This is a genomic window from Streptomyces sp. HNM0645, assembly GCF_030056615.1.
GTDB classification, from domain to species: Bacteria; Actinomycetota; Actinomycetes; order Streptomycetales; family Streptomycetaceae; genus Streptomyces; species Streptomyces marianii.
Map to the genome: position 1 here is coordinate 133,000 of NZ_JASHLT010000002.1, position 19,339 is coordinate 152,338.

Here is a 19,339-nt window from a genome sequence, read left to right on the forward strand (position 1 = left end):
CCTTCGGGGATGGGCGGTTCAGACGGAGCCGAGCGCGGCGTCGCGCGCGGTCTGGAAGGCGTGGTGCGGGTCCCGGTCCGGGTAGGACCAGGGGTCTGGGGTGGCGTGCGGCCCGATGCGGTGGAACAGGGCGGCCGCCTCGGCGGAGCGTCCCTCGCAGTACTTTGCGTGGGCGAGGAAGTTGAGGTCGAGACGGTTGCGCGGGTGGTCCTCGCCCTCCCACTCCAGCCACCAGTCGAAGGCCGCCTTCATCACCAGGCGGGCCCGCCGGCCGGTCCAGTGGCCGGAGGCGAGGGGGTCGGCCGGCTCGCGGCCGGCCGCCGCCAGCACCCGGTACCGCTCGGCGTGCGCGACGACGGGCAGGACCGCGAGGGGGGAGTCGGCCGGGGCCTGCTCGGCCGCCCAGGACGCGAAGTCGTACACCTCGTGGAGCGGGTCCTGCCCGGCGCCGGCACGGCGTTCGGCGAGCCGGGCGGCCATCAGGTGGTGCGCGTGGTGGTGCTCGGGGTGACGGACCCGTACCTCGTCGAAGAGACGGACGACCTCCTCCTCGGTGCCCAGGGTGCGGGCGAGGAGTAACTGGGCGAGCCACGGAGTCGGGTCCCGGGGCGCGAGCCCCGCCGCCACGAGGCAGGCGGCCCTGGCGGACTCCGGCCGTTCCTTGCCGCGCAGAGCGGCCCGGACCTCGGCGCAGGCGAGCAGCACTGCGGCGTCGGCGCTGTCGGGCTCCGCCAGGAGCCAGTCGCGCGCCCAGGCGGCGCTCGACGGCGGCTCGCCGAGGACGACGAGCCGATGGCCCCGGCGGTCCCAGTCGTCACCGGTCGCCGTGAGCAGCGACCGCACCGCGCTCCACCGGCCCTGGGTCAACTGTGCGCGCGCCGATGTGAGTTCGGTGTCGTCGAGCGCGGCGTCGAAGGACCGGCCGGAGCGCCCGGCGCGACGGCGGCGGCCGAGCGGAGGCGGAGGTGGGGGCATCCGCGTTGCTACTTTCACATCAGACTGTGAGCGAATGATCGCGCTCAGCAAAGCGGCAGGGAAGGCTCCCCGTCAAGGCCGGACCTTCCGCAACCCCGCCGCTGCCCATCCGCGCCACCTGGGACAGGTCGACCCGCCCCGCGTACAAGCGGGTTGGTCAGGGCCGCTGTCCTGCGGAGATGCCCTCAGGCCGCCTCCGCACAACCCCGCCCCGGCCACCCGTCATGTCCCACCGGCGCCACGCCCACGCGTCCCCGGTCACGACACCGCCTTCGCCGCCGCCCTGCCCGCCGCGCGCCCCGAGAAGATGCAGCCGCCGAGGAAGGTGCCCTCGAGGGAGCGGTAGCCGTGCACGCCGCCGCCGCCGAACCCGGCCGCCTCGCCCGCCGCGTACAGACCCGGCAGGGGCTCGCCGCCGTCGGCGAGGACCCGGGACGAGAGGTCCGTCTCCAGGCCCCCGAGCGACTTCCGGGTGAGGATGTTGAGCCGCACGGCGATGAGGGGACCGGCGCCGGGGTCGAGGATGCGGTGTGGGGACGCGGTGCGGATAAGCCTGTCGCCGAGGTACTTGCGGGCGCCGCGGATGGCCGTGACCTGGAGGTCCTTGGTGAAGGGGTTGGCGATCTCCCGGTCCCGGGCGATGATCTCGCGGCGCAGCGCCGCCTCGTCGATGAGGGGTTCCTCGGTGAGCGCGTTCATCCCGCGCACCAGCGCCGTCAGGTCCTTCTCGACCACGAAGTCGGCCCCGTTGTCCATGAACGCCCTGACGGGACCCGGCACTCCGGCCCGCGCCCGGCCGACGACCCCGCGGACGGAGCGGCCGGTGAGGTCGGGGTTCTGCTCGCTGCCGGAGAGGGCGAACTCCTTGCCGATGATGCGCTGGTCGAGCACGAACCAGGTGTGGTCGTGGCCGGACCGGGTGATGTGCTCCAGCGTCCCGAGCGTGTCGAAGCCCGGGAACAGCGGGACGGGGAGTCGCCGTCCGCGCGCGTCCAGCCAGAGCGAGGACGGGCCGGGCAGGATGCGGATGCCGTGCCGGGCCCAGATGGGGTTCCAGTTCTCGATGCCCTCGGTGTAGTGCCACATGCGGTCGCGGTTGATGTGGCGGGCGCCGGCCGACTCGGCGATGCCGAGCATCAGTCCGTCGACGTGGGCCGGGACGCCGGAGAGCATCTTCCCGGGCGGGGTGCCGAGCCGCTCGGGCCACTGGGCGCGTACGAGGTCGTGGTTGCCGCCGATGCCGCCGGAGGTGACGACGACGGCCTGGGCGCGGAGTTCGAACGAGCCGGTGACCTCGCGGCTGCTCGCCTCGCCCCGCTCCACGCCGGACGGCTCCAGGATCTCGCCGGTGACGGTGTCGAGGGCGCCCGAGGTACGGGCGAGCCCCGTCACCCGGTGGCGGAAGCGCAGTTCGACCAGTCCGCGGGCGACGCCTTCCCGCACCCGGCGCTCGAACGGCTCGATGATGCCGGGCCCGGTCCCCCAGGTGATGTGGAACCGGGGTACCGAGTTGCCGTGCCCGTTCGCGTCGTAGCCACCGCGCTCGGCCCAGCCGACGACCGGGAAGAACCTGACGCCCTGGGCATGCAGCCAGGGCCGCTTCTCACCGGCGGCGAAGTCGACGTAGGCCTCCGCCCAGCGACGCGGCCAGTGGTCCTCGTCGCGGTCGAACCCGGCCGTGCCGAACCAGTCCTGCAACGCCAGGTCGTGGCTGTCCTTGATGCGCATCCGCCGCTGCTCCGGCGAGTCGACCAGGAAGAGGCCGCCGAACGACCAGTGTGCCTGCCCGCCGAACGACTGCTCCGGCTCCTGGTCGAGCAGGATGACCTTCCGCCCGGCGTCGACGAGTTCGGCGGTGGCCACGAGACCCGCCAGTCCTGCCCCGATCACGATGACATCAGCGTCGTACGCCATGGTTGGTGTCCCTCTCGGAGCGGGCGCCCGGCGGCGCCACCCAGTGCGGTGGCTCCGATCTTCTGTACGCGGCAGTAACTCGTCAACACTTCCCACCGGGGAAAGCGGCGGTGGCCCTGGCGTCCGCTCCCCCGGCTGGTTGGATGGCGCCATGAGCACCTCTGCGCATCCCTCCGAGGAGATCCTGGACATCGTCGACGAGAACGACGAGGTCGTGGGCCGGGCGCCGCGCGGCGAGGCCTATGCGCGCGGCCTGCGGCACCGCGCCGTGTTCGTCCTCGCGCGGGACGCGGAGGGACGGGTCTTCGTGCACCGCCGCACAGCGACGAAGCTCGTCTTCCCGTCCCTGTACGACATGTTCGTCGGCGGTGTCGTCGGCGCGGGCGAATCGTACGACGACGCGGCGCTGCGCGAGGCCGAGGAGGAGCTGGGCGTCCGTGGGCTGCCGCGTCCGGTCCCGCTCTTCAAGTTCCTCTACGAGGCGTCCGTGCCGGCGCCGGCCGGCGGACCCGAGCCGGTCTGGCACACCTGGTGGTCGGCCGTCTACGAGGTGCGCTGCGAACTCCCTGTGCGTCCGCAGGCGGAGGAGGTCGCCTGGCACCGGTTCCTGCTCGAGTCCGAGCTGGAGGCGCGGCTCGACGAGTGGGAGTGGGTCCCGGACGGGCTCGCGGCGTACGAGCGGCTGCGACAGGAGCGGGAGCGCTGAGCGCCCCCGTCCGGCGGCGCCACTGCGGCATGGCCCCGCCGGACGGGGTGTCGCCCTGCCGCGCGGGTAGGGTGCGGCGCGTGAGCGACTTCGTACGGAGCCTGCGGTTGTGGTTCGCGCCGCAGCGGATCCAGGAGGAGGGCGAGACCCCGGACTACCGGTTCTCGCTCGCCAACGAGCGCACGTTCCTCGCCTGGATCCGGACCGCGCTCGCACTCATCGCGGGGGGTTTCGCCGTCGACCAGTTCCTGCCCGACCTGCGGTGGGGGATTCGCGTGGGGCTGTCGCTCGCACTGATCGGGACGGGGGTGCTGTGCGCGTTCCGCGCGGTACACCACTGGGTGCGCTGCGAGCTGGCGATGCGGCGCGGCGAGGACCTGCCGCTGTCCCGCTTCCCCTCCCTGCTGGCCCTGGTCGTGGGCGCCGTCTCGGTCACCATGGTGCTGGTCGTGGCCTCGGGGCGGGGATGAGCGCCCTCACGCGCGATCCGGGGCTCCAGCCGGAGCGGACCCGGCTGGCCTGGCGACGTACGACGCTGGCGTTCACGGTCGCGGCGGTGCTCGCGGTCCGTCAGGTGGTGCGCCACGGCACGGTGACGGCGGGCGATGGCGTCTCGTTCGCGTTGAGCGCGGCGGTGTGGCTCGGATTCCTCGCGGTGGCGCACCGGCGCATCCGGGCCATGGCCCTGGGGCGGCCTCCGGGTGTGATGCCCTTCGGCCAGGCGGTCGCGGCGACCGCCTGCACGCTCGCACTCGCCGTGTTCGCCGTCGCCATCGTCTGGTGAGGGGCGCCTGCGGGAAGCGGCCGGCGAGGGGCGGGGCGTCCCTGCCGTCAGGAGGCGTCCGCGACGGTGACGACGATCTTGCCGCGGGTGTGGCCTTCCTGGCTGAGCCGGTGCGCCTCGGCCGTCCGCTCCAGCGGGAGGACCCGCGCCACATGGACGGAGACGACCTCCTCCTCGGCGAGTTCGCTGAGCCGGTAGAGGTCGGCGGTGTTGGGCCGTACGAACACGTAGCGCCCGCCCAGCGCGGTCACGGCGTGATCGGCGATGGAGGCGATCCTGCCGCCCTCGGCGAGCAGCGGGGCGGACAGCGCCAGGGCCTCTCCCCCCACGCAGTCGAAGACCGCGCTCACCCCGTCCGGCGCCAGGGCCCGTACCCGATCGGCCAGCCCCTCGCCGTACGCCACCGGCTCGGCGCCCAGGTCGCGCAGGTACTCGTGGGACGGTTCGCTCCCGGTGCCGATCACCCGCGCGCCGAAGTGCCGCGCCAACTGGACCGCGATCGATCCCACCCCGCCGCCCGCCGCATGGATCAGGACCGTGTCGCCGTGCGTGACGCCGCCCAGCCCCTGGGTGATCACCTGGTAGGCGGTGAGTCCGGCCAGCGGCAGCCCGGCCGCCTCCTCGAAGCTCAGATTGCGCGGCTTGCGGGCGAGGGTGCGGACCGGGGCCGCGACGTACTCGGCGAAGGTGCCTCGCGACAGGAAGTCCTCACGGACGTACCCGATGACCTCCTCGCCCTCGGAGAATTCGGGGACCGACGCCCCCGGCCTGACGACGACACCGGAGAGGTCCCAGCCCGGGACGACCGGGAAGACCGCGTCGAGGACCGGATCCAGATGGCCCTCGCGGCACTTCCAGTCGACCGGGTTGACGGCCGCCGCGCGCACCTTGACCAGGACGGAGTCCGGGCCGACCTTGGGCATCGGGCGCTCACCGCACTCCAGGACCTCGGGGCCGCCGTAGCGGCGGTAGCTGATCGCCTTCATACGTCCGACACTCCGGCGCGCGCATGCGTTCCGCAAGCCGGAGCGCCGTGGCTCGCGGCTCGGGGCTCGCGGGCGGGAAACTCGCGGTGCGATCGAAGAAAACAGAACAAACAGACTTTCCGGACTAGCGTGGTGCCGGCCGGATGGTCACCGGACCATCGCCGCCCGATCGACCCCGAAGGTGAGCAGCATGACCGTTCTCCACCAGGAACACCCCACCCACGAGCACGCCCACGGCCCGGGTTGCGGGCACACCGAGATCGTGCACGGCGATCACATCGACTACGCGCACGACGGCCACATGCACCGCTCGCACCAGGGCCACTGGGACGAGTGCGAACCGGGCGGGCACCACACCCACGCCGACCACCCCCATCAGCACGGGCAGGGCTGCGGACACGTGTCGGTCCGGCACGGCGACCACGTCGACTACGTCCACAACGGGCACCGGCACGCGGCCCACGACGGGCACTGGGACGACCACTGACGCGACCCCGACCCGCCTGGCCCCGGCCCGGCGCCACCTGGGGCTGATCCGCCCCCGGCGCCCGGCGTCTCCCGTACCGCGGACCGGGGTGACATGCCCTCCCGCCTCCCGGAGCGCGGCGCGGTGTTCACCGGGACCGGCCCGTGGGGGCGGAAGACCGCTCGCCCCGACGGCCTCGCCGAGCGCTTCGCCCCACACGCCCGGGCCGTTCCGCCCCTCGGCGCCGACGCGGCTGCCCCGGCCGAGGGCGGCCGATCCGGCGGCCCACGACGTACACGGTCCGCATGCCTCGCCGAGCGCGTCGAGGCACGCGGCCTCGACGGCGCGGACGATCGGGAACCGGGGCTCTCCCCGCCGTCTCCGCACCCCTGCGGTCCGCCCGCGTCGACCTGCTCACCGACGGCCCGTGAGGCACCGCACACCTGACCCGTCGGGACGCACCGGCCGTTCAGATCCGTGACCGAACGCCCCGACGGGACCCTCGGCGAGCGGCCGGGCGGGGCGTCCCGACACGACCACACGCACCGCACGCACCGGGGCTGTCCATGTCGGTGACCGGCCTCGATGTGGAGGAGGGGAGGACGCACCGGGTGACCGGCGGGCCGGCCGGGGCGGCGCCGGCCGGGCCTCGGCGATGAGCGGCGTATCACCCATGGATGAACGGCGTTCACGGACGCGTTCGTACGACCAGGCCCGGGAGTCGGGTTCACGCACTGGCGCCGCCTCGCCCTGGACGACATACCGACTGGTCGGTCATCATGAGCGCACCCGATCTGCCGCCCCACCGGAGGTACCCCGATGAGCTCAGTCCACCCCCCGGGCCTCGACCCCGACAAGCTGCGGGTGCATCTCGACCGCGCGCGGCCGGGCCTGGTGAACGGACCGCTCGAGGCCCGGCTGATCCAGGGCGGCCGTTCGAACCTCACCTACGCCGTCACCGACGGCGTAGGTCGGTGGATCGTCCGGCGCCCGCCCCTCGGCCATGTGCTCGCCACCGCCCACGACATGAAGCGCGAGCACCGGGTCATCAGCGCGCTGCACCCGACGGCCGTCCCGGTGCCGGAGCCGCTGCTGCTGTGCGAGGACGAGGACGTGCTCGGCGCGCCCTTCTACGTCATGGAGTTCGTCGAGGGCACTCCGTACCGCACGGCGGAGCAGCTCGCGCCGCTCGGCCCCGAGCGCACCCGAGAGGCCGTCCTCGGCCTCGTCGACACCCTCGTCGATCTGCACGCCGTGGACCCGGAGGCCGTGGGGCTGGGCGACTTCGGCCGCCCGGAGGGCTTCCTCGACCGTCAGCTGCGCCGCTGGGGCAAGCAGCTCGCCGCCTCCCGGGGCCGCGACCTCGCGGGCATCGACGAACTGCACGCCGCCCTCGGCCGCGCCCTGCCGCACTCCCCCGCGCCCACCGTCGTCCACGGCGACTACCGCCTCGACAACGTGCTGGTGGGCGAGGACGACCGGGTCAAGGCCGTCCTCGACTGGGAGATGTCCACGCTCGGCGACCCGCTCACCGACCTCGGGCTGCTGGTGATGTACAGCCGGAAGCTGGAGCTGCCGGACTCCCCCGTCAGCACCACGGCCGGGGCGGCCGGCCATCCGGACGCCGAGGAGCTGGTCGAGCGCTACGCGGCCCGCTCCGGCCGGGACACCTCCGCCGTCTCCTGGTACACGGCGTTCGCCTGGTTCAAGCTCGCCGTGATCCTGGAGGGCATCCACTACCGCTACACCCTCGGCCAGACCGTCGGCGCCGGCTTCGACCGGATCGGCGAACTCGTCCCCCTGTTCATCGAGCACGGCCTCACCACCCTTCAGGAAGGCTGACCACCCATGGACTTCGCATTCGACGCCCGTACCGAGGAGCTGCGGGCGAGGCTGCTCGCCTTCATGGACGAGTACGTGTACCCGGCGGAGCCGGTCGAGCAGGAGCAGCGCGCGAAGCTCGCCTCGCCGTGGGACACCCCGGCGGTGATGGAGGAGCTCAAGGCGGAGGCACGCCGGCAGGGACTGTGGAACCTCTTCCTGCCCGACTCCGAACACGGCGCCGGGCTGACGAACCTCCAGTACGCGCCGCTCGCCGAAATCACCGGCCGCAGCCCCCACCTGGCACCGATCGCGCTGAACTGCGCGGCGCCGGACACCGGCAACATGGAGGTGCTGGCCCAGTTCGGCACCGAGGAGCAGAAGAAGCAGTGGCTAGAGCCACTGCTGGCCGCCGACATCCGCTCCGCCTTCGCCATGACCGAGCCCGAGGTGGCGTCGTCGGACGCGACGAACATCGAGACCCGGATCGAGCGCCGGGGCGACGAGTACGTCGTCAACGGCCGCAAGTGGTACATCTCCGGGGCGATGAACCCCGACTGCCGGATCTTCATCGTGATGGGCAAGACCGACCCGGAGGGCGCGGACATCCGGCGCCAGCAGTCGATGCTCCTCGTCCCGCGCGACACCCCCGGTGTGGAGGTGCGCAGGGCGATGCGGGTGTACGGCTTCGAGGACCACTCCCACGGGGGCCACGCCGAGGTCGTGTTCGACGACGTACGGGTACCGGTGTCGAATCTGGTCGGCGAGGAGGGCGGCGGCTTCGCGATCGCCCAGGCGCGCCTCGGACCGGGCCGCATCCACCACTGCATGCGGCTGATCGGCATGGCCGAGCGGGCGATCGAGCTGATGTGCCGGCGGGCCGTGTCCCGTACGGCCTTCGGCAAGCCGATCGCCCAGCAGGGCGTCGTGCAGAACTGGATCGCCGACGCCCGGGTCACCGTGGAGCAGCTGCGGCTCCTGGTGCTGAAGACCGCCTGGCTGATGGACACGGTCGGCAACCGCGGTGCCCACACCGAGATCCAGGCGATCAAGATCGCCACACCGCGTGCGGTCGTGGACGTCCTGGACAGGGCTGTCCAGGTGCACGGCGCGGGCGGGGTGAGCCAGGACTTCCCGCTGGCCGAGCTGTGGGCGGCGGCGCGGACGCTGCAGCTGGCGGACGGCCCGGACGAGGTGCACCAGCGGTCGCTGGCGCGGCGCGAGCTGAAGAAGTACCGGTAGCGGGGACGTACCTCCGGCGGTGGCCGCCGGAGGGTTCCGGCCCTCCGGCGCCCCACGCCGACCGCACCCGCGGGGGGCGTCAGGGACGCAGTGCCCTGAGCAGCAGGTCCGCGAGGTGGTCGGCGACCTGCTGCGGGCTGAGCGGGCCGTCGGGGCGGTACCAGGTGGACAGGTGGTGCACGGAGCCGAAGTGGTAGTCCACCACCAGGTCGGCGGGGGTCGCGTCGGAGAACACCCCGCTCTCCTGCCCCTCCTCGATGAGTGCGCGGAACCGCTCGTGGTAGCGCCGGCGCTCGGCGCGGACCTGCTTGTTCTTCTCCGGGCTGAGATGGTGCATCGAACGGAAGAAGATCGAGGCGTCGTCGAGGTTCTCGATGGTGGTGACGACGACGTCGGCGGCCGCCGACCGCAGCCGTTCGCCGACGGGGGCGTCCGCCTCCGCGAAGGCGTCCAGGCGCTCCTGCTGGAGTCTGAGGACCCGGGAGTAGACCTCCTGGAGCAGGTCCTCCTTGGACCCGAAGTAGTGGTAAAGGGCGCCCTTGGTGACGCCCGCCGCCTCGACGATCTCCTGGACGGACGTGCGGTCGTAGCCCTGCTCGGCGAAGAGCCGGGTTGCGGCGGCCAGCAGCCTCTGGGGGACGGGGGTGCCGTTCCCGTCCGTCGTCCTGGCCATTGCCGCCACCCGCCCTTCCGCTCGGTCGCCGTGCGCCACCGCCTCTCGTGGCCGGGGCGCGGCGCTGTCTCAGGTGCGGGAACGCAGTTCCCGCCTGAGGATCTTCCCACTAGTCGTCTTCGGGAGCTCGTCCAGGATCTCCACCTGTCGCGGGTACTTGTACGCGGCGAGGCGGTCGGCGCAGTATCCGGCGAGTTCGTCGGGGCCGACGGACGTACCGGGCAGGAGGCTGACGTACGCCTTGACGGTCTCGCCACGGTAGGCGTGCGGCACGCCGACGACGGCCGCCTCCCGGACGGCCGGGTGGGTGTGGAGGACGTCCTCGACCTCGCGCGGCCAGACCTTGAAGCCCGAGGCGTTGATCATGTCCTTCTTGCGGTCGACCACGTAGAGCCAGCCGTCGGCGTCCATGAAGCCGATGTCCCCGGTGCGCAGCTCGCCGTCGGGGAAGCCGGCCGCGGTGGCCTCGGGCAGCCGCCAGTAGCCGGGCACGACCTGCGGTCCGCGGACGGCGATCTCGCCGTGCTCGCCGAGGGGGACCTCGTCGCCGTTGTCGTCGAGGATCCGTACGACGGTGTCCGGCCCGGGGACGCCGACGGAGAGGGTGCCGGAGGCGGGGTCGACCGGGGCCTCCTTCTCGGGAGGCACCGAGGCGCAGGGCGCCGTGCACTCGGTGAGCCCGTAGCCGTTGCGGATGTAGGGCCCGAAGCCCGCGCGGAACTTCTCCACCAGGGCGGGCGGTACGGGCGCGCCCCCGGAGGAGACGACGGCGAAGGACGCGAAGTGGTCGGGGCCGGCGCCGGGATGGGCGGCCAGCGCCATGAAGGCGGTGGAGGGGCCGACGGTGTAGGCGGGCCGGTGTTCGAGGAAGGCGTCGAGGACGACGCCCGCGTCGAAGCGGTACGCGAGCGCGAGGGTGCCCGCGTTGGCCACGCAGGCCGCCAGTTCGCACACCATGCCCGTGATGTGGAAGAGCGGTGCCAGGGCGAAGTAGCAGGCGCCTTCGGGGACGGGGTGGCCGGTGCGCTGGCGCTCGGCGTTGAAGGTGATGCCGCCGTGCAGGTTCATGGCGCCCTTCGGCCGGCCGCTGGTGCCGGAGGTGTAGCTGATGAGGGCCACGTCGGTGGCGGCCGGGTCCCGGCCCTCGGGCGCGGCGAGCCCGGCGCGGGCGACGGTGACGAGGTCGTCGGTGTCGTGGGGCGCCGGCAGCCGCTCGAAGCCGAGGACGCGGTCGTCGTCGCGCGTCTGGAGGTCCAGCTCGCAGGCGGTGACGGCGAACCGGACGGGGGTGGCCGCGGCGGTGTCGCGCAGATGCGTCTCCCAGGCGCGGTCGGAGCAGATCAGCACCGTCGCGCCCGAGTCCTCCAGGGCATGGGCGACCTCGGCCGACTTGTACATGGGGTTCAGCGGGACGACGGTCGCCCCGGCCTTCCACGCGCCGAGCAGGGCGAGGACGAACTGGGGGGTGTTCTGCAGCATCAGGGCGACCCGGTCGCCGGGGGCCACTCCCCGGGCGGCGAGACGGCCGGCGACCGAGTCGGAGAGCGCGTCGGTCTCGCGGTAGCTGAGGCGTCCGTCGAAGTACGCGAGGGCCGTGCGGTCCGGGGCGCGTCCGACCGCGGCGCGGAAGGAGTGCACGACGCTCGCGGGCGGGTGCACGGGGGCCCGCTGGGCGTCGGTCAGCTGCGAGAGCCAGGGCCGGGCCGCGTAGGGGGAGGCGGTCACCGGGCGGTGCCCTCCCACTTCTGCTGGATGTGGTTCATGGTGCCCAGCCAGCGCTCGGGGTCGGCGGCGCGGGCCTGGTGGTAACCGGCGACCTCGGGGTGCGGCAGGATGAGGAAACGGTCCGTCTCGATGCCCTCGAACAGGGCGTCGGCGACGTCCTCGGGCTCGATGGCGCTGGGGGCGAGGACCAGTTCTCCCGCCGAACCCGCCGCGGTCAGCATGTCCGTGCGGACGCCCTGCGGGCATATCGCGTGCACCTTCAGGCCGCGGTGACGGTACGTCAGTGACAGCCACTCGGCGAAGGCGAGCGCTCCGTGCTTGGTGACGCTGTACGGGGCCGCGCCGATCATCGTGAGGAGTCCGGCGGCGGACACGGTGGAGACGAACCGGCCGCTGCCGCGCTCCAGCCAGCCGGGAAGAAGCGTGCGCACGGCGCGGACGTGCGCCATCACGTTCACGTCCCAGGCGGAGGCCCAGACCTCCTCGTCGGCGAGGGCGTCGCCGGGCGAGGCGAGTCCGGCGTTGGCGCAGTAGACGTCGACGGTGCCGCCGAGCGCTTCCCCGGCCTCCTCGACGACGGTGGAGGCGTCACCGGGGACGGCGAGAGCGCCGATCTCGTCCGCGACGGCCTTGGTTCTGCCGGGGTCGATGTCGTTGACGACGACGCGTGCGCCCTCCGCCGCGAATCGGCGGGCGAGCGCGGCGCCGATGCCGCCGCCCGCGCCGGTGACCACCACGTTCGCGCCCTGCACCGTACTCATCGGACCTGCCTCTCCGTCGCGGCTCACTCAGAACGGCAGACTAACCAGTCGGTATGTGTACGCGGAAGAGGGCCGTGGCGAACGTCGCGCGGGGAGCGTTCCCCGCACCCCGAGCCCGCGCTAGCGTGCATGACCATGACAGTCGCAGCTATCACGGAGGTAGTGGGATGAGCCTGTCCAGACGGGGTCTGCTGGCCGCGGGAGGCGCCGCCGGCGCCCTGGCCGCGACCGCCTCCGCCGCCGCGCCCGCGACGGCGCACGGCGGGCGGAGCCGGGTGCGCACCGGCTTCGAGCGGCTCGCCGCCGACGGCTACCGCCGGTTGTCCGGAGAGCGGGTCGGCGTCGTCACCAATCCCACCGGCATCACCCGCGACACCCGTCATGTCGTCGACGTGATGCACGCGGACGACCGGGTGGATTTGGTCGCCGTCTTCGGGCCGGAGCACGGCTTCCGCGGCACCGCCCAGGCCGGCGGCTCCGAGGGCCGCTACGACGACCCCGCGACCGGACTCCCGGTCTACGACACGTACCTGAAGAGCGGGCAGCCGCTCGCCGACGTCTTCACCGCGTCCGGCGTGGACACGGTCGTGTTCGACATCCAGGACGCCGGGGCCCGCTTCTACACCTACATCTGGACGCTGTACGACTGCATGGTGGCGGCGGCCCTGGCCGGGAAGCGGTTCGTCGTGCTGGACCGGCCCAATCCGGTGACGGGGCGCGCGGCCCTCGGACCGGTCCTGGACAAGGCGTTCGCCACCTTCGTCGGCCGTGAGCCGATCGCCCAGGCGCACGGGATGACCGTCGCCGAACTGGCCCGGCTGTTCAACGGCGAGTTCCTGACCGCGCCGGCGGAGTTGGACGTGGTGCGGATGTCGGGATGGCGGCGGGAGGACTTCTTCGACGCCACGGAGCTGCCCTGGGTGCCGCCGAGCCCCAACATGCCGACGCCGGAGACCGCGCTCGTCTACTCCGGCACCTGCCTCTTCGAGGGCACCAACCTGTCGGAGGGGCGAGGGACCACCCGCCCGTTCGAACTGCTCGGCGCGGAGGGCATCGACCGGGCGTGGGCGGCGGCGGCCAACGCGCTGGATCTGCCCGGGGTGCGCTTCCGCGAGGCCTACTTCGCACCGACCTTCTCCAAGTTCCAGGGCAAGACGGTGGGCGGAGTGCAGCTCCATGTGCACGACCGCGAGGCGTTCGACCCGGTCCGCACCGGCATCGGGCTGCTGGTGACGGCGAAGCGCAGCTGGAGCGGCTTCGCCTGGCGGCCCGACAACTGGATCGACAAGCTCACCGGTTCCGCGCGGGTACGCACGATGGTCGACGCGGGCGCCGGGACGGACGAGGTCGTCGGGGCGTGGCAGCAGGACCTGGCCGCGTTCCGCGCGGTGCGACGGGGGTATCTGCTGTACCGGTGAGGCGGGTCGGCCCCGCTGCGGAGGAGGGCCCGCGGGCCCTCCGGCACCCCGGGATCGCGGACTCGTCCGGGAGTCTCCGCTTGTGGGCCGTGAATCGGCCGGACGCCGTCAAGACCCACGACTTCAGGGCACCTTCGTGCGGGACGCTCCGGGCGGTGACCGCGTGATCGCAGGAACGGCCGTCGGACGGGGTTCGTTCTGCGCCCACGGGCCCCGTGAACCGGGCGAACCGGTGCTGGCGTTCACGCCTCGGGCCCCGGCCCGGCCGGCGCGCACGCACGGGCGCACCCTGGCCCGGGTGGCCCCCGTACGGCCACCACCCGGACCCGCGCTCCCTCCGAGGCGCCGCGAGGCGGGGCCGGTCGAGGCTCGCGCCGCCCGACGCCGTCCATCGCGAACACCCGGCCGCGGGAGGCATCCGGCGCCTCCTGGCACGGCCCGCCCGCCGCTGTGACGTGGCCATCCGTCTCCCCCGGACCACCGCGGCCGGTTCGCTGCGCCGGTAGGCCGGTCTTTCCGAATCGCCACGCATATCTCGCTGTACGGATGTTCGAGGGAGCCGGACGGGGTACTCGTACGTCCATTCCTTGACGCGGAAGTACCAGCGACGCTGTTCGAGCGACGGAGGTGGCAGTGCGATGGCCGGATTCCGGAGTCTTGCGAGACAGGTGCGCGACCCGCGGTGCGATCTGGCGCTGAGGCGCTACTCACTGCGCAAGTGCCTGGAGAGGTTCGCCCCCTACGGGCACCGGGCGACCTGGGACCATCTGTGTTCCAGGCACGGGATCGAGCCCGACGACAGGGATCCCGATCCGGCGCGGCTGGTGGCCGCGCTCGACGAACTGGAGGAGGCGCGGGCCGTGTGGCTCGCGTACGAAAGGGACTTCGCGGCACGGCGCAGGCGCGAGAAGCACGACGGTCTGCGGCGGCCGGGGGCCTTCGACGACTGGCACCGGCGTACCTGGGGCGGCAACGGCATCGCCCGGTGCGACGACCCCCGGGTGCACCCGACGGATCCGCTCGCCGATGTGCTGCGCCGTCTGATCACCGCGCTGGAGGCGGCTCCCTCGGCGGTCTGCCCGGTGTGCGCGGAACGCCGGATCGTCTGGCGTCACGACCTGGACCAGGAGCCCTGGTTCGGCCCGGTGTGCTCGCGCTGCGGGATCGTGGTGCCCCGGCCCGTGCTGACGCACGAGGCGCTGAGGGCCGCCAAGGAGGCACCCGGCAGGCAGCTGGCGTCGGTGGCGTAGGGCGACGGCGCGAGGGGCGGGCCGGGTCCACGGGACGGCCCCGCCCCCGCGTCACCCGCCGTGCGCCGGCCCGGATCCCGAAGCGGGCGCGCCCTCCTCGACCGCCCGGACGGGGCCCGCGGTGTTCCCGGACGGCCCCCAGGGGAAGTGGTCGCCGCCGATCCCGCACACGATGAGCGGCGACGTGGAGCCGGCACCCGATCTGCTGCCCTGGACCGACATCGAGAACCTGCAGCGTCACCCGGACGTCTTCGCGCCCGGCGAGCCCGTCGTCGTCACCGAGAGACTCCACGGGACCGCGTGCCTGGTGACCTACGTCGCCGGGGACGGCGGGGCCTCCGTCCCGCCCGGAGAGCCTTCGGGCAGGGTGATGGTGTCGTCCAAGGGGTTCGCCGCGAAGGGCCTTGCGCTCGAGGAGGACCCGCGCAACCTCCACTGGCGCGCGGTGCGCGGCCACGCGGTACCCGAGGCGGCGGCGAGGCTCGCCGCCCGGCTGGGGGCGACGAGGGTCGGCGTCTTCGGCGAGGTCTACGGAGCAGGGGTGCAGGACCTGTCGTACGGCGCGAACGTCCGCTCCGCCGGACTCGGCTTCGCGGTGTTCGACGTGTCGGCCGAGATCGACGGACGGGTCCACTGGCTGGACGCAGCGCGGCTGCTGGAGGGGAACTCCCCCTGGTGCCACGCCTGTACGAAGGACCGTTCGCACCGGACACGGTGCTCGAGCCGGCGAGCGGCCGGGAGACGGTCTCGGGCGAGGAGCTCCATCTGCGCGAGGGGGTCGTCGTCCGGCCCGTGACCGAGCGCTGGAGCCCGGCGGTGGGCGGCAGGGCGATCGCCAAGTGCGTCAGCGCGGCCTGTCCCACCCGCAAGGGCGGCACCGAGTACGAGTGACCGTCCGGCGCACGGTGGCCCGCCACGGGGGTGCGTGCCGCCGTGCGCCCCTGCCCCTCCGGGGGCGTACGGGGGCGTGCGCCCCGGCCCGGGAGTTCGTCCGCCCGCACCGCCGCACCGTACGCCGCGGTCCGGGCCCACGGTCGGCGCAATGGGTCCCGGCCGAAGCGGGGCGGGCGGAGACTCGGCGGGTGCCGGTGAAACAGGGACCCTTCCTGACGGGAGCGATGGTGGCGCTCACGCTGACGACGGGGATGGTCGAGGCGGTCAGCTTCCTCGTGCTGGGGCCGGTGTTCACAGCCGTCCAGACCGGCACCATGCTGCTGCTGTCGTTCGCGCTGGCGGGAGTGGCCGAACTGTCCACCGCACCGTGCCTGGCCTCGCTGGCGGGGTTCACCGTGGGGGCCGCGCTCTCCGCGCGGTTCGAGTCGAGGTCGCAGGTACGGGGCCACCGGTGGTTCCGGGAGGCGCTCCTCGCCGAGGGCGTGGTGCTGGCGGTCGCCGCCGCGTTGGCCTGGGGGATCGAGCGGAACGGCGAACCGCTCACCGGGCGGCACTACATGGTGACCGGGCTGGTGGCGCTGGCCATGGGCACCCGGAACGTCTCCGCGCTCCGCGTGGGGATGCCGGGCATGCCGACGACGGTCATGACCCGGGCGTTCACGGCGCTGATCGGAGGTTCCCTGCTCGCGGTGGACGCCCGCATCGCGACCGGCGCGGGCAACCGGGTCCGGCGGGCCGCCTCGGTGGCGGCCATGTTCGCCGGCGGTCTGGCCGGTGCGTGGCTGCTGCACGACGGCCGGCTCAGCGCGGCCGTGGTCCTGCTGTTCACGGCGGTGGTCGTGATGGCGACCGCGTTGAGCTTCGCCCTGGTGCCGCGGGAGAGGACGTCCGAGGCCGGCTGACGGCACGTCCCGCGGGCGCAGTGGGCGAGAGCGTCGCGCACGTTCGGGTTGCCCGGTGCGTTCCCGGGTTCGGCGCGGCGGGCCCCGGAGAGGCGCGCCCGGCCCCGGCGGTCGGGGTGCGGCCCCGCAGCCGTCCGTTGACAGACGCCGCCGACCCGACCATGCTAAGCAGTCGCTTAGATGCGCGCAGGGACAAGGTGAGAGAGGCAGGGACATGGCCGAGCCGAGGATCTTCACGTCCGCCGAGGAACTGACCGCCGGGGTCGGCGAGCAGTTGGGGCACAGCGACTGGCTGGAGGTCGACCAGAAGCGGATCGACCTCTTCGCCGAGGCCACCGGCGACCACCAGTGGATCCACGTGGACCCCGGGCGCGCGGCCGCCGGGCCGTTCGGGACGACCATCGCGCACGGCTATCTGACGCTCTCGCTGCTACCGGCGCTCGTCCCGCAGATCATGCGGGTCGAGGGCATGAGGATGGGCATCAACTACGGGACCAACAAGGTCCGTTTCCCCGCCCCCGTCCCGGTGGGCTCACGACTGCGGGCGAGCGCGACCCTCAAGAGCGTCGAGGAGGCGGGCGGCGGCGTGCAGGTGACCGCCGTCGTCACCGTGGAACGCGAGGGCGGCGACAAGCCGGTGTGCGTCGCCGAGTCGGTGTCCCGCTACTTCTTCTGAGCAACGGGACTCCTTCGGCTCCTGCCGGGCAACGGGGCTCCTCCCGCGTCACGGGCGGGCCCTCCGCGGGCGGACCGCCCGCGGAGGGCCGTCGCTTCCGGCCCGCCGGGCGTCGTCCGCGCTGCTGCCCCCCGGGGCCGCGCCCCGGGACCGCGGAGACCCCGCCCCGGCCGGGACCGCTACCGGCGAGCGGACACCATGCGCAGGACGAGGTCCGCGTACAACTCGCCGACCTCCTCCGGCGTCCTGCGCCCCCGGACGTTGAACCAGCGCGCCACGTCGATGCAGAGCGACAGCACCGCCAGCGTGGTACCGGGCACGTCGGGGACGTCGAACTCGCCCGACTCCACGCCGTCGCGCAGGATCTCGCGCACCACGGCGTCGCTGCGCCGGCGCAGTTCCACGATCTCCGCCCGGTGCTCCTCGGACAGGGCGTCGATCTCGTACTGCACCACGCGCGCGGTGTCGTGCCGGCCGGCGTGCCAGCGGACGAAGGAGCGCACCGCCTCGGCGAGCCGCTCACCCGGTGTGCCGCCGCTCCCGGACGCGGCCGACAGCACCTCGAGCGCCTTGTCGTGCCCGATCCGGCTGATCCGGTGGAGCAGCTCCTCCTTGGTCTTGTAGTGGATGTACAAGGCGGCCGGGCTCATGCCCGCCCGCCCGGCGATGTCCCGGGTCGTCGTCGCGTGGTAGCCCCGCTCGGCGAAGGCCTCGACGGCGGCGACGAGGAGCTTGCGCGCGGCCTCCGGCGCGACCTCGCCCCACGGCACGTCCTCGGCCGTCGTGTCCTGCGCCGCAGTCATGGCTCACCCCTTCCGCCCGCCGTCCCTGTGAGTGCGGGACGAACACCATACCCCGAACCTGAGCAAGCGCTTAGGACATCGGTGCGAGCTCCCGGAGCAAGCCGCGCGCGGGCAAGGAGGCCGCACGCCGAGCGGACGGGCGCGCCGGTGCGGCGCCGGCCCCTCAGAAGGCCGACACCCCGGTGAGGGCACGCCCGATGATCAGCTTCTGGATCTGGCTGGTGCCCTCGTACAGCGTCATCACCCGTGCGTCACGGAGGAGCTTCCCGACCGGGTACTCGTCGATGTAGCCGTACCCGCCGAAGACCTGCAGGGCGTTGTTCGCGGCGCGGACGGCCGCCTCGGAGGCGAAGAGCTTCGCCTGGGAGGCGGCGGTGGCGAAGTCCCGGCCCCGGTCCACTAGGTCGGCGACCCGCCACGTCAGCAGGCGGGCCGCGTCCACGTCGACGGCGATGTCGCTGATGAGCTCCTGCACCAGCTGGTACGAGGCGATCGGACTGCCGAACTGCTCGCGCGCGGCCGCGTGGCCGACGGCGGCGTCGAGCGCGGCCTGGGCGATGCCGACACAGCCGGCGGCCACCGACATCCGGCCCTTGGCGAGAGCGGACATGGCGACCGAGAAGCCCTTGCCCTCCGGGCCGAGCATCGCGCCGGCGGGCACCCGGACGTCCTGAAGCACCAGCTCGGCGGTGGCCTGGCCGCGCAGGCCGAGCTTCCCGTGGATCGTGCGCCTGGTCAGCCCGGGGGTGTCGGCCGGGACGAGGAAGGCCGAGATGCCGCGGTGGCCCGGCGCGCCGCCGGTGCGGGCGAAGAGCAGCACGACGTCCGCCCATGTGCCGTTGGTGATGAACATCTTCGAGCCGTTGACCACATAGGCGTCGCCGTCCCGCACGGCGCGGGTCGTGAGGCTGCCCGCGTCGGAGCCGGTGCCGGGCTCGGTGAGCCCGAAGCAGCCGAGGGCGTCGCCCGTGGTGAGACGCGGCAGCCAGCGGCGCTTCTGCTCCTCGCTCCCCCAGGCGGCGACGGTCTTGGCGACGAGGCCGAGGGAGACCGAGACGATCCCCCGGACCGAGGAGTCCCCACGGCCGAGTTCCTCGGTGACGAGGCAGTACGCGAGGTGGTCGCCGCCCGAACCGCCGTACTCCTCGTCGATCGTCAACCCGAGGAAGCCGACCGCGCCGAGCTTCCTCACGATGGCCCTGTCGACGTTCTCGGCCCGGTCCCACTCGGCGGCGTACGGGGCGACCTCACACTCCACGAAGTCACGCGCGAGCCGGCGCACGGCCCGCTGCTCCTCGCTCAGCTCCAGGTTCACCACGGGCCACCCCACTTTTAACTAACAC

General features: G+C 73.3%; 18 protein-coding genes and 1 pseudogene. 11 read left to right on the forward strand and 8 right to left on the reverse strand.

Annotation, left to right across the window (positions count from 1 at the left end; genetic code table 11):
• Positions 1–18: 18 nt before the first annotated feature.
• The gene (locus tag QMZ92_RS01790) at positions 19–975 is read right to left on the reverse strand and encodes a hypothetical protein (RefSeq protein ID WP_283295422.1); all 957 of its coding nucleotides are present in this window, start codon (positions 973–975) and stop codon (positions 19–21) included.
• Positions 976–1,233: 258 nt separating this feature from the next.
• Positions 1,234–2,889, reverse strand: a complete 1,656-nt coding sequence (locus tag QMZ92_RS01795) for an FAD-binding dehydrogenase (RefSeq protein ID WP_283295423.1) — start codon at positions 2,887–2,889, stop codon at positions 1,234–1,236.
• 151 nt (positions 2,890–3,040) lie between these two features.
• On the opposite strand from QMZ92_RS01795, the gene QMZ92_RS01800 reads away from it, so the two are divergent.
• The 3 genes from QMZ92_RS01800 to QMZ92_RS01810 all read left to right on the forward strand — a co-directional run bounded on the left by QMZ92_RS01800 (position 3,041) and on the right by QMZ92_RS01810 (position 4,379).
• On the forward strand, positions 3,041–3,595 hold the full coding sequence (locus QMZ92_RS01800; protein WP_283295424.1) for an NUDIX hydrolase: 555 nt from the start codon (positions 3,041–3,043) through the stop codon (positions 3,593–3,595).
• 80 nt (positions 3,596–3,675) lie between these two features.
• Complete coding sequence (locus QMZ92_RS01805; RefSeq protein WP_283295425.1) at positions 3,676–4,065, forward strand: YidH family protein; 390 nt, start codon at positions 3,676–3,678, stop codon at positions 4,063–4,065.
• Positions 4,062–4,379, forward strand: a complete 318-nt coding sequence (locus tag QMZ92_RS01810) for a DUF202 domain-containing protein (protein WP_283295426.1) — start codon at positions 4,062–4,064, stop codon at positions 4,377–4,379. The genes QMZ92_RS01805 and QMZ92_RS01810 overlap by 4 nt, the downstream gene beginning before the upstream one ends.
• Positions 4,380–4,426: 47 nt before the next feature.
• Here the strand turns inward: QMZ92_RS01810 and QMZ92_RS01815 are convergent, their stop codons facing one another.
• Positions 4,427–5,365: an NADP-dependent oxidoreductase gene (locus QMZ92_RS01815; RefSeq protein ID WP_283295427.1), complete on the reverse strand. Its 939-nt coding sequence runs from the start codon at positions 5,363–5,365 to the stop codon at positions 4,427–4,429.
• A 190-nt stretch (positions 5,366–5,555) separates the two neighbouring features.
• On the opposite strand from QMZ92_RS01815, the gene QMZ92_RS01820 reads away from it, so the two are divergent.
• From QMZ92_RS01820 to QMZ92_RS01830, 3 genes are all read left to right on the forward strand, one after another.
• Positions 5,556–5,852, forward strand: a complete 297-nt coding sequence (locus QMZ92_RS01820) for a hypothetical protein (RefSeq protein WP_283295428.1) — start codon at positions 5,556–5,558, stop codon at positions 5,850–5,852.
• 798 nt (positions 5,853–6,650) lie between these two features.
• On the forward strand, positions 6,651–7,673 hold the full coding sequence (locus tag QMZ92_RS01825; RefSeq protein ID WP_283295429.1) for a phosphotransferase family protein: 1,023 nt from the start codon (positions 6,651–6,653) through the stop codon (positions 7,671–7,673).
• Between the two features lie 6 nt (positions 7,674–7,679).
• The gene (locus QMZ92_RS01830; RefSeq protein WP_283295430.1) at positions 7,680–8,894 is read left to right on the forward strand and encodes an acyl-CoA dehydrogenase family protein; all 1,215 of its coding nucleotides are present in this window, start codon (positions 7,680–7,682) and stop codon (positions 8,892–8,894) included.
• A 79-nt stretch (positions 8,895–8,973) separates the two neighbouring features.
• Here the strand turns inward: QMZ92_RS01830 and QMZ92_RS01835 are convergent, their stop codons facing one another.
• The 3 genes from QMZ92_RS01835 to QMZ92_RS01845 all read right to left on the reverse strand — a co-directional run bounded on the left by QMZ92_RS01835 (position 8,974) and on the right by QMZ92_RS01845 (position 12,053).
• A complete protein-coding gene (locus tag QMZ92_RS01835; protein ID WP_283295431.1) occupies positions 8,974–9,567 on the reverse strand; it encodes a TetR/AcrR family transcriptional regulator in 594 nt (197 codons plus the stop codon).
• Between the two features lie 69 nt (positions 9,568–9,636).
• Positions 9,637–11,292 (reverse strand): AMP-binding protein, encoded by a 1,656-nt coding sequence (locus QMZ92_RS01840; protein ID WP_283295432.1) that lies wholly within the window; start codon positions 11,290–11,292, stop codon positions 9,637–9,639.
• Positions 11,289–12,053, reverse strand: coding sequence for an SDR family oxidoreductase (locus tag QMZ92_RS01845; protein ID WP_283295433.1), 765 nt, complete (start codon positions 12,051–12,053; stop codon positions 11,289–11,291). The genes QMZ92_RS01840 and QMZ92_RS01845 overlap by 4 nt, the downstream gene beginning before the upstream one ends.
• 167 nt (positions 12,054–12,220) lie before the next feature.
• Between QMZ92_RS01845 and QMZ92_RS01850 the strand changes: the two genes are divergently transcribed.
• From QMZ92_RS01850 to QMZ92_RS01870, 5 genes and pseudogenes are all read left to right on the forward strand, one after another.
• A complete protein-coding gene (locus tag QMZ92_RS01850; RefSeq protein ID WP_283295434.1) occupies positions 12,221–13,471 on the forward strand; it encodes an exo-beta-N-acetylmuramidase NamZ family protein in 1,251 nt (416 codons plus the stop codon).
• Positions 13,472–14,109: 638 nt separating this feature from the next.
• The gene (locus QMZ92_RS01855; RefSeq protein ID WP_283295435.1) at positions 14,110–14,721 is read left to right on the forward strand and encodes a hypothetical protein; all 612 of its coding nucleotides are present in this window, start codon (positions 14,110–14,112) and stop codon (positions 14,719–14,721) included.
• Between the two features lie 145 nt (positions 14,722–14,866).
• A pseudogene (locus QMZ92_RS01860) lies at positions 14,867–15,612 on the forward strand (RNA ligase (ATP)); the annotation flags it as partial.
• A gap of 191 nt (positions 15,613–15,803) precedes the next feature.
• Positions 15,804–16,517 carry a YoaK family protein gene (locus QMZ92_RS01865; protein WP_283295436.1) on the forward strand — a complete coding sequence of 238 codons (714 nt, stop codon included), beginning with the start codon at positions 15,804–15,806 and terminating at the stop codon, positions 16,515–16,517.
• Positions 16,518–16,731: 214 nt separating this feature from the next.
• The gene (locus QMZ92_RS01870) at positions 16,732–17,193 is read left to right on the forward strand and encodes a MaoC family dehydratase (protein ID WP_283295437.1); all 462 of its coding nucleotides are present in this window, start codon (positions 16,732–16,734) and stop codon (positions 17,191–17,193) included.
• Between the two features lie 179 nt (positions 17,194–17,372).
• Here the strand turns inward: QMZ92_RS01870 and QMZ92_RS01875 are convergent, their stop codons facing one another.
• A complete protein-coding gene (locus QMZ92_RS01875) occupies positions 17,373–17,996 on the reverse strand; it encodes a TetR/AcrR family transcriptional regulator (RefSeq protein WP_138056146.1) in 624 nt (207 codons plus the stop codon).
• Between the two features lie 163 nt (positions 17,997–18,159).
• The gene (locus QMZ92_RS01880; RefSeq protein ID WP_283295530.1) at positions 18,160–19,311 is read right to left on the reverse strand and encodes an acyl-CoA dehydrogenase family protein; all 1,152 of its coding nucleotides are present in this window, start codon (positions 19,309–19,311) and stop codon (positions 18,160–18,162) included.
• Positions 19,312–19,339: the final 28 nt, after the last annotated feature.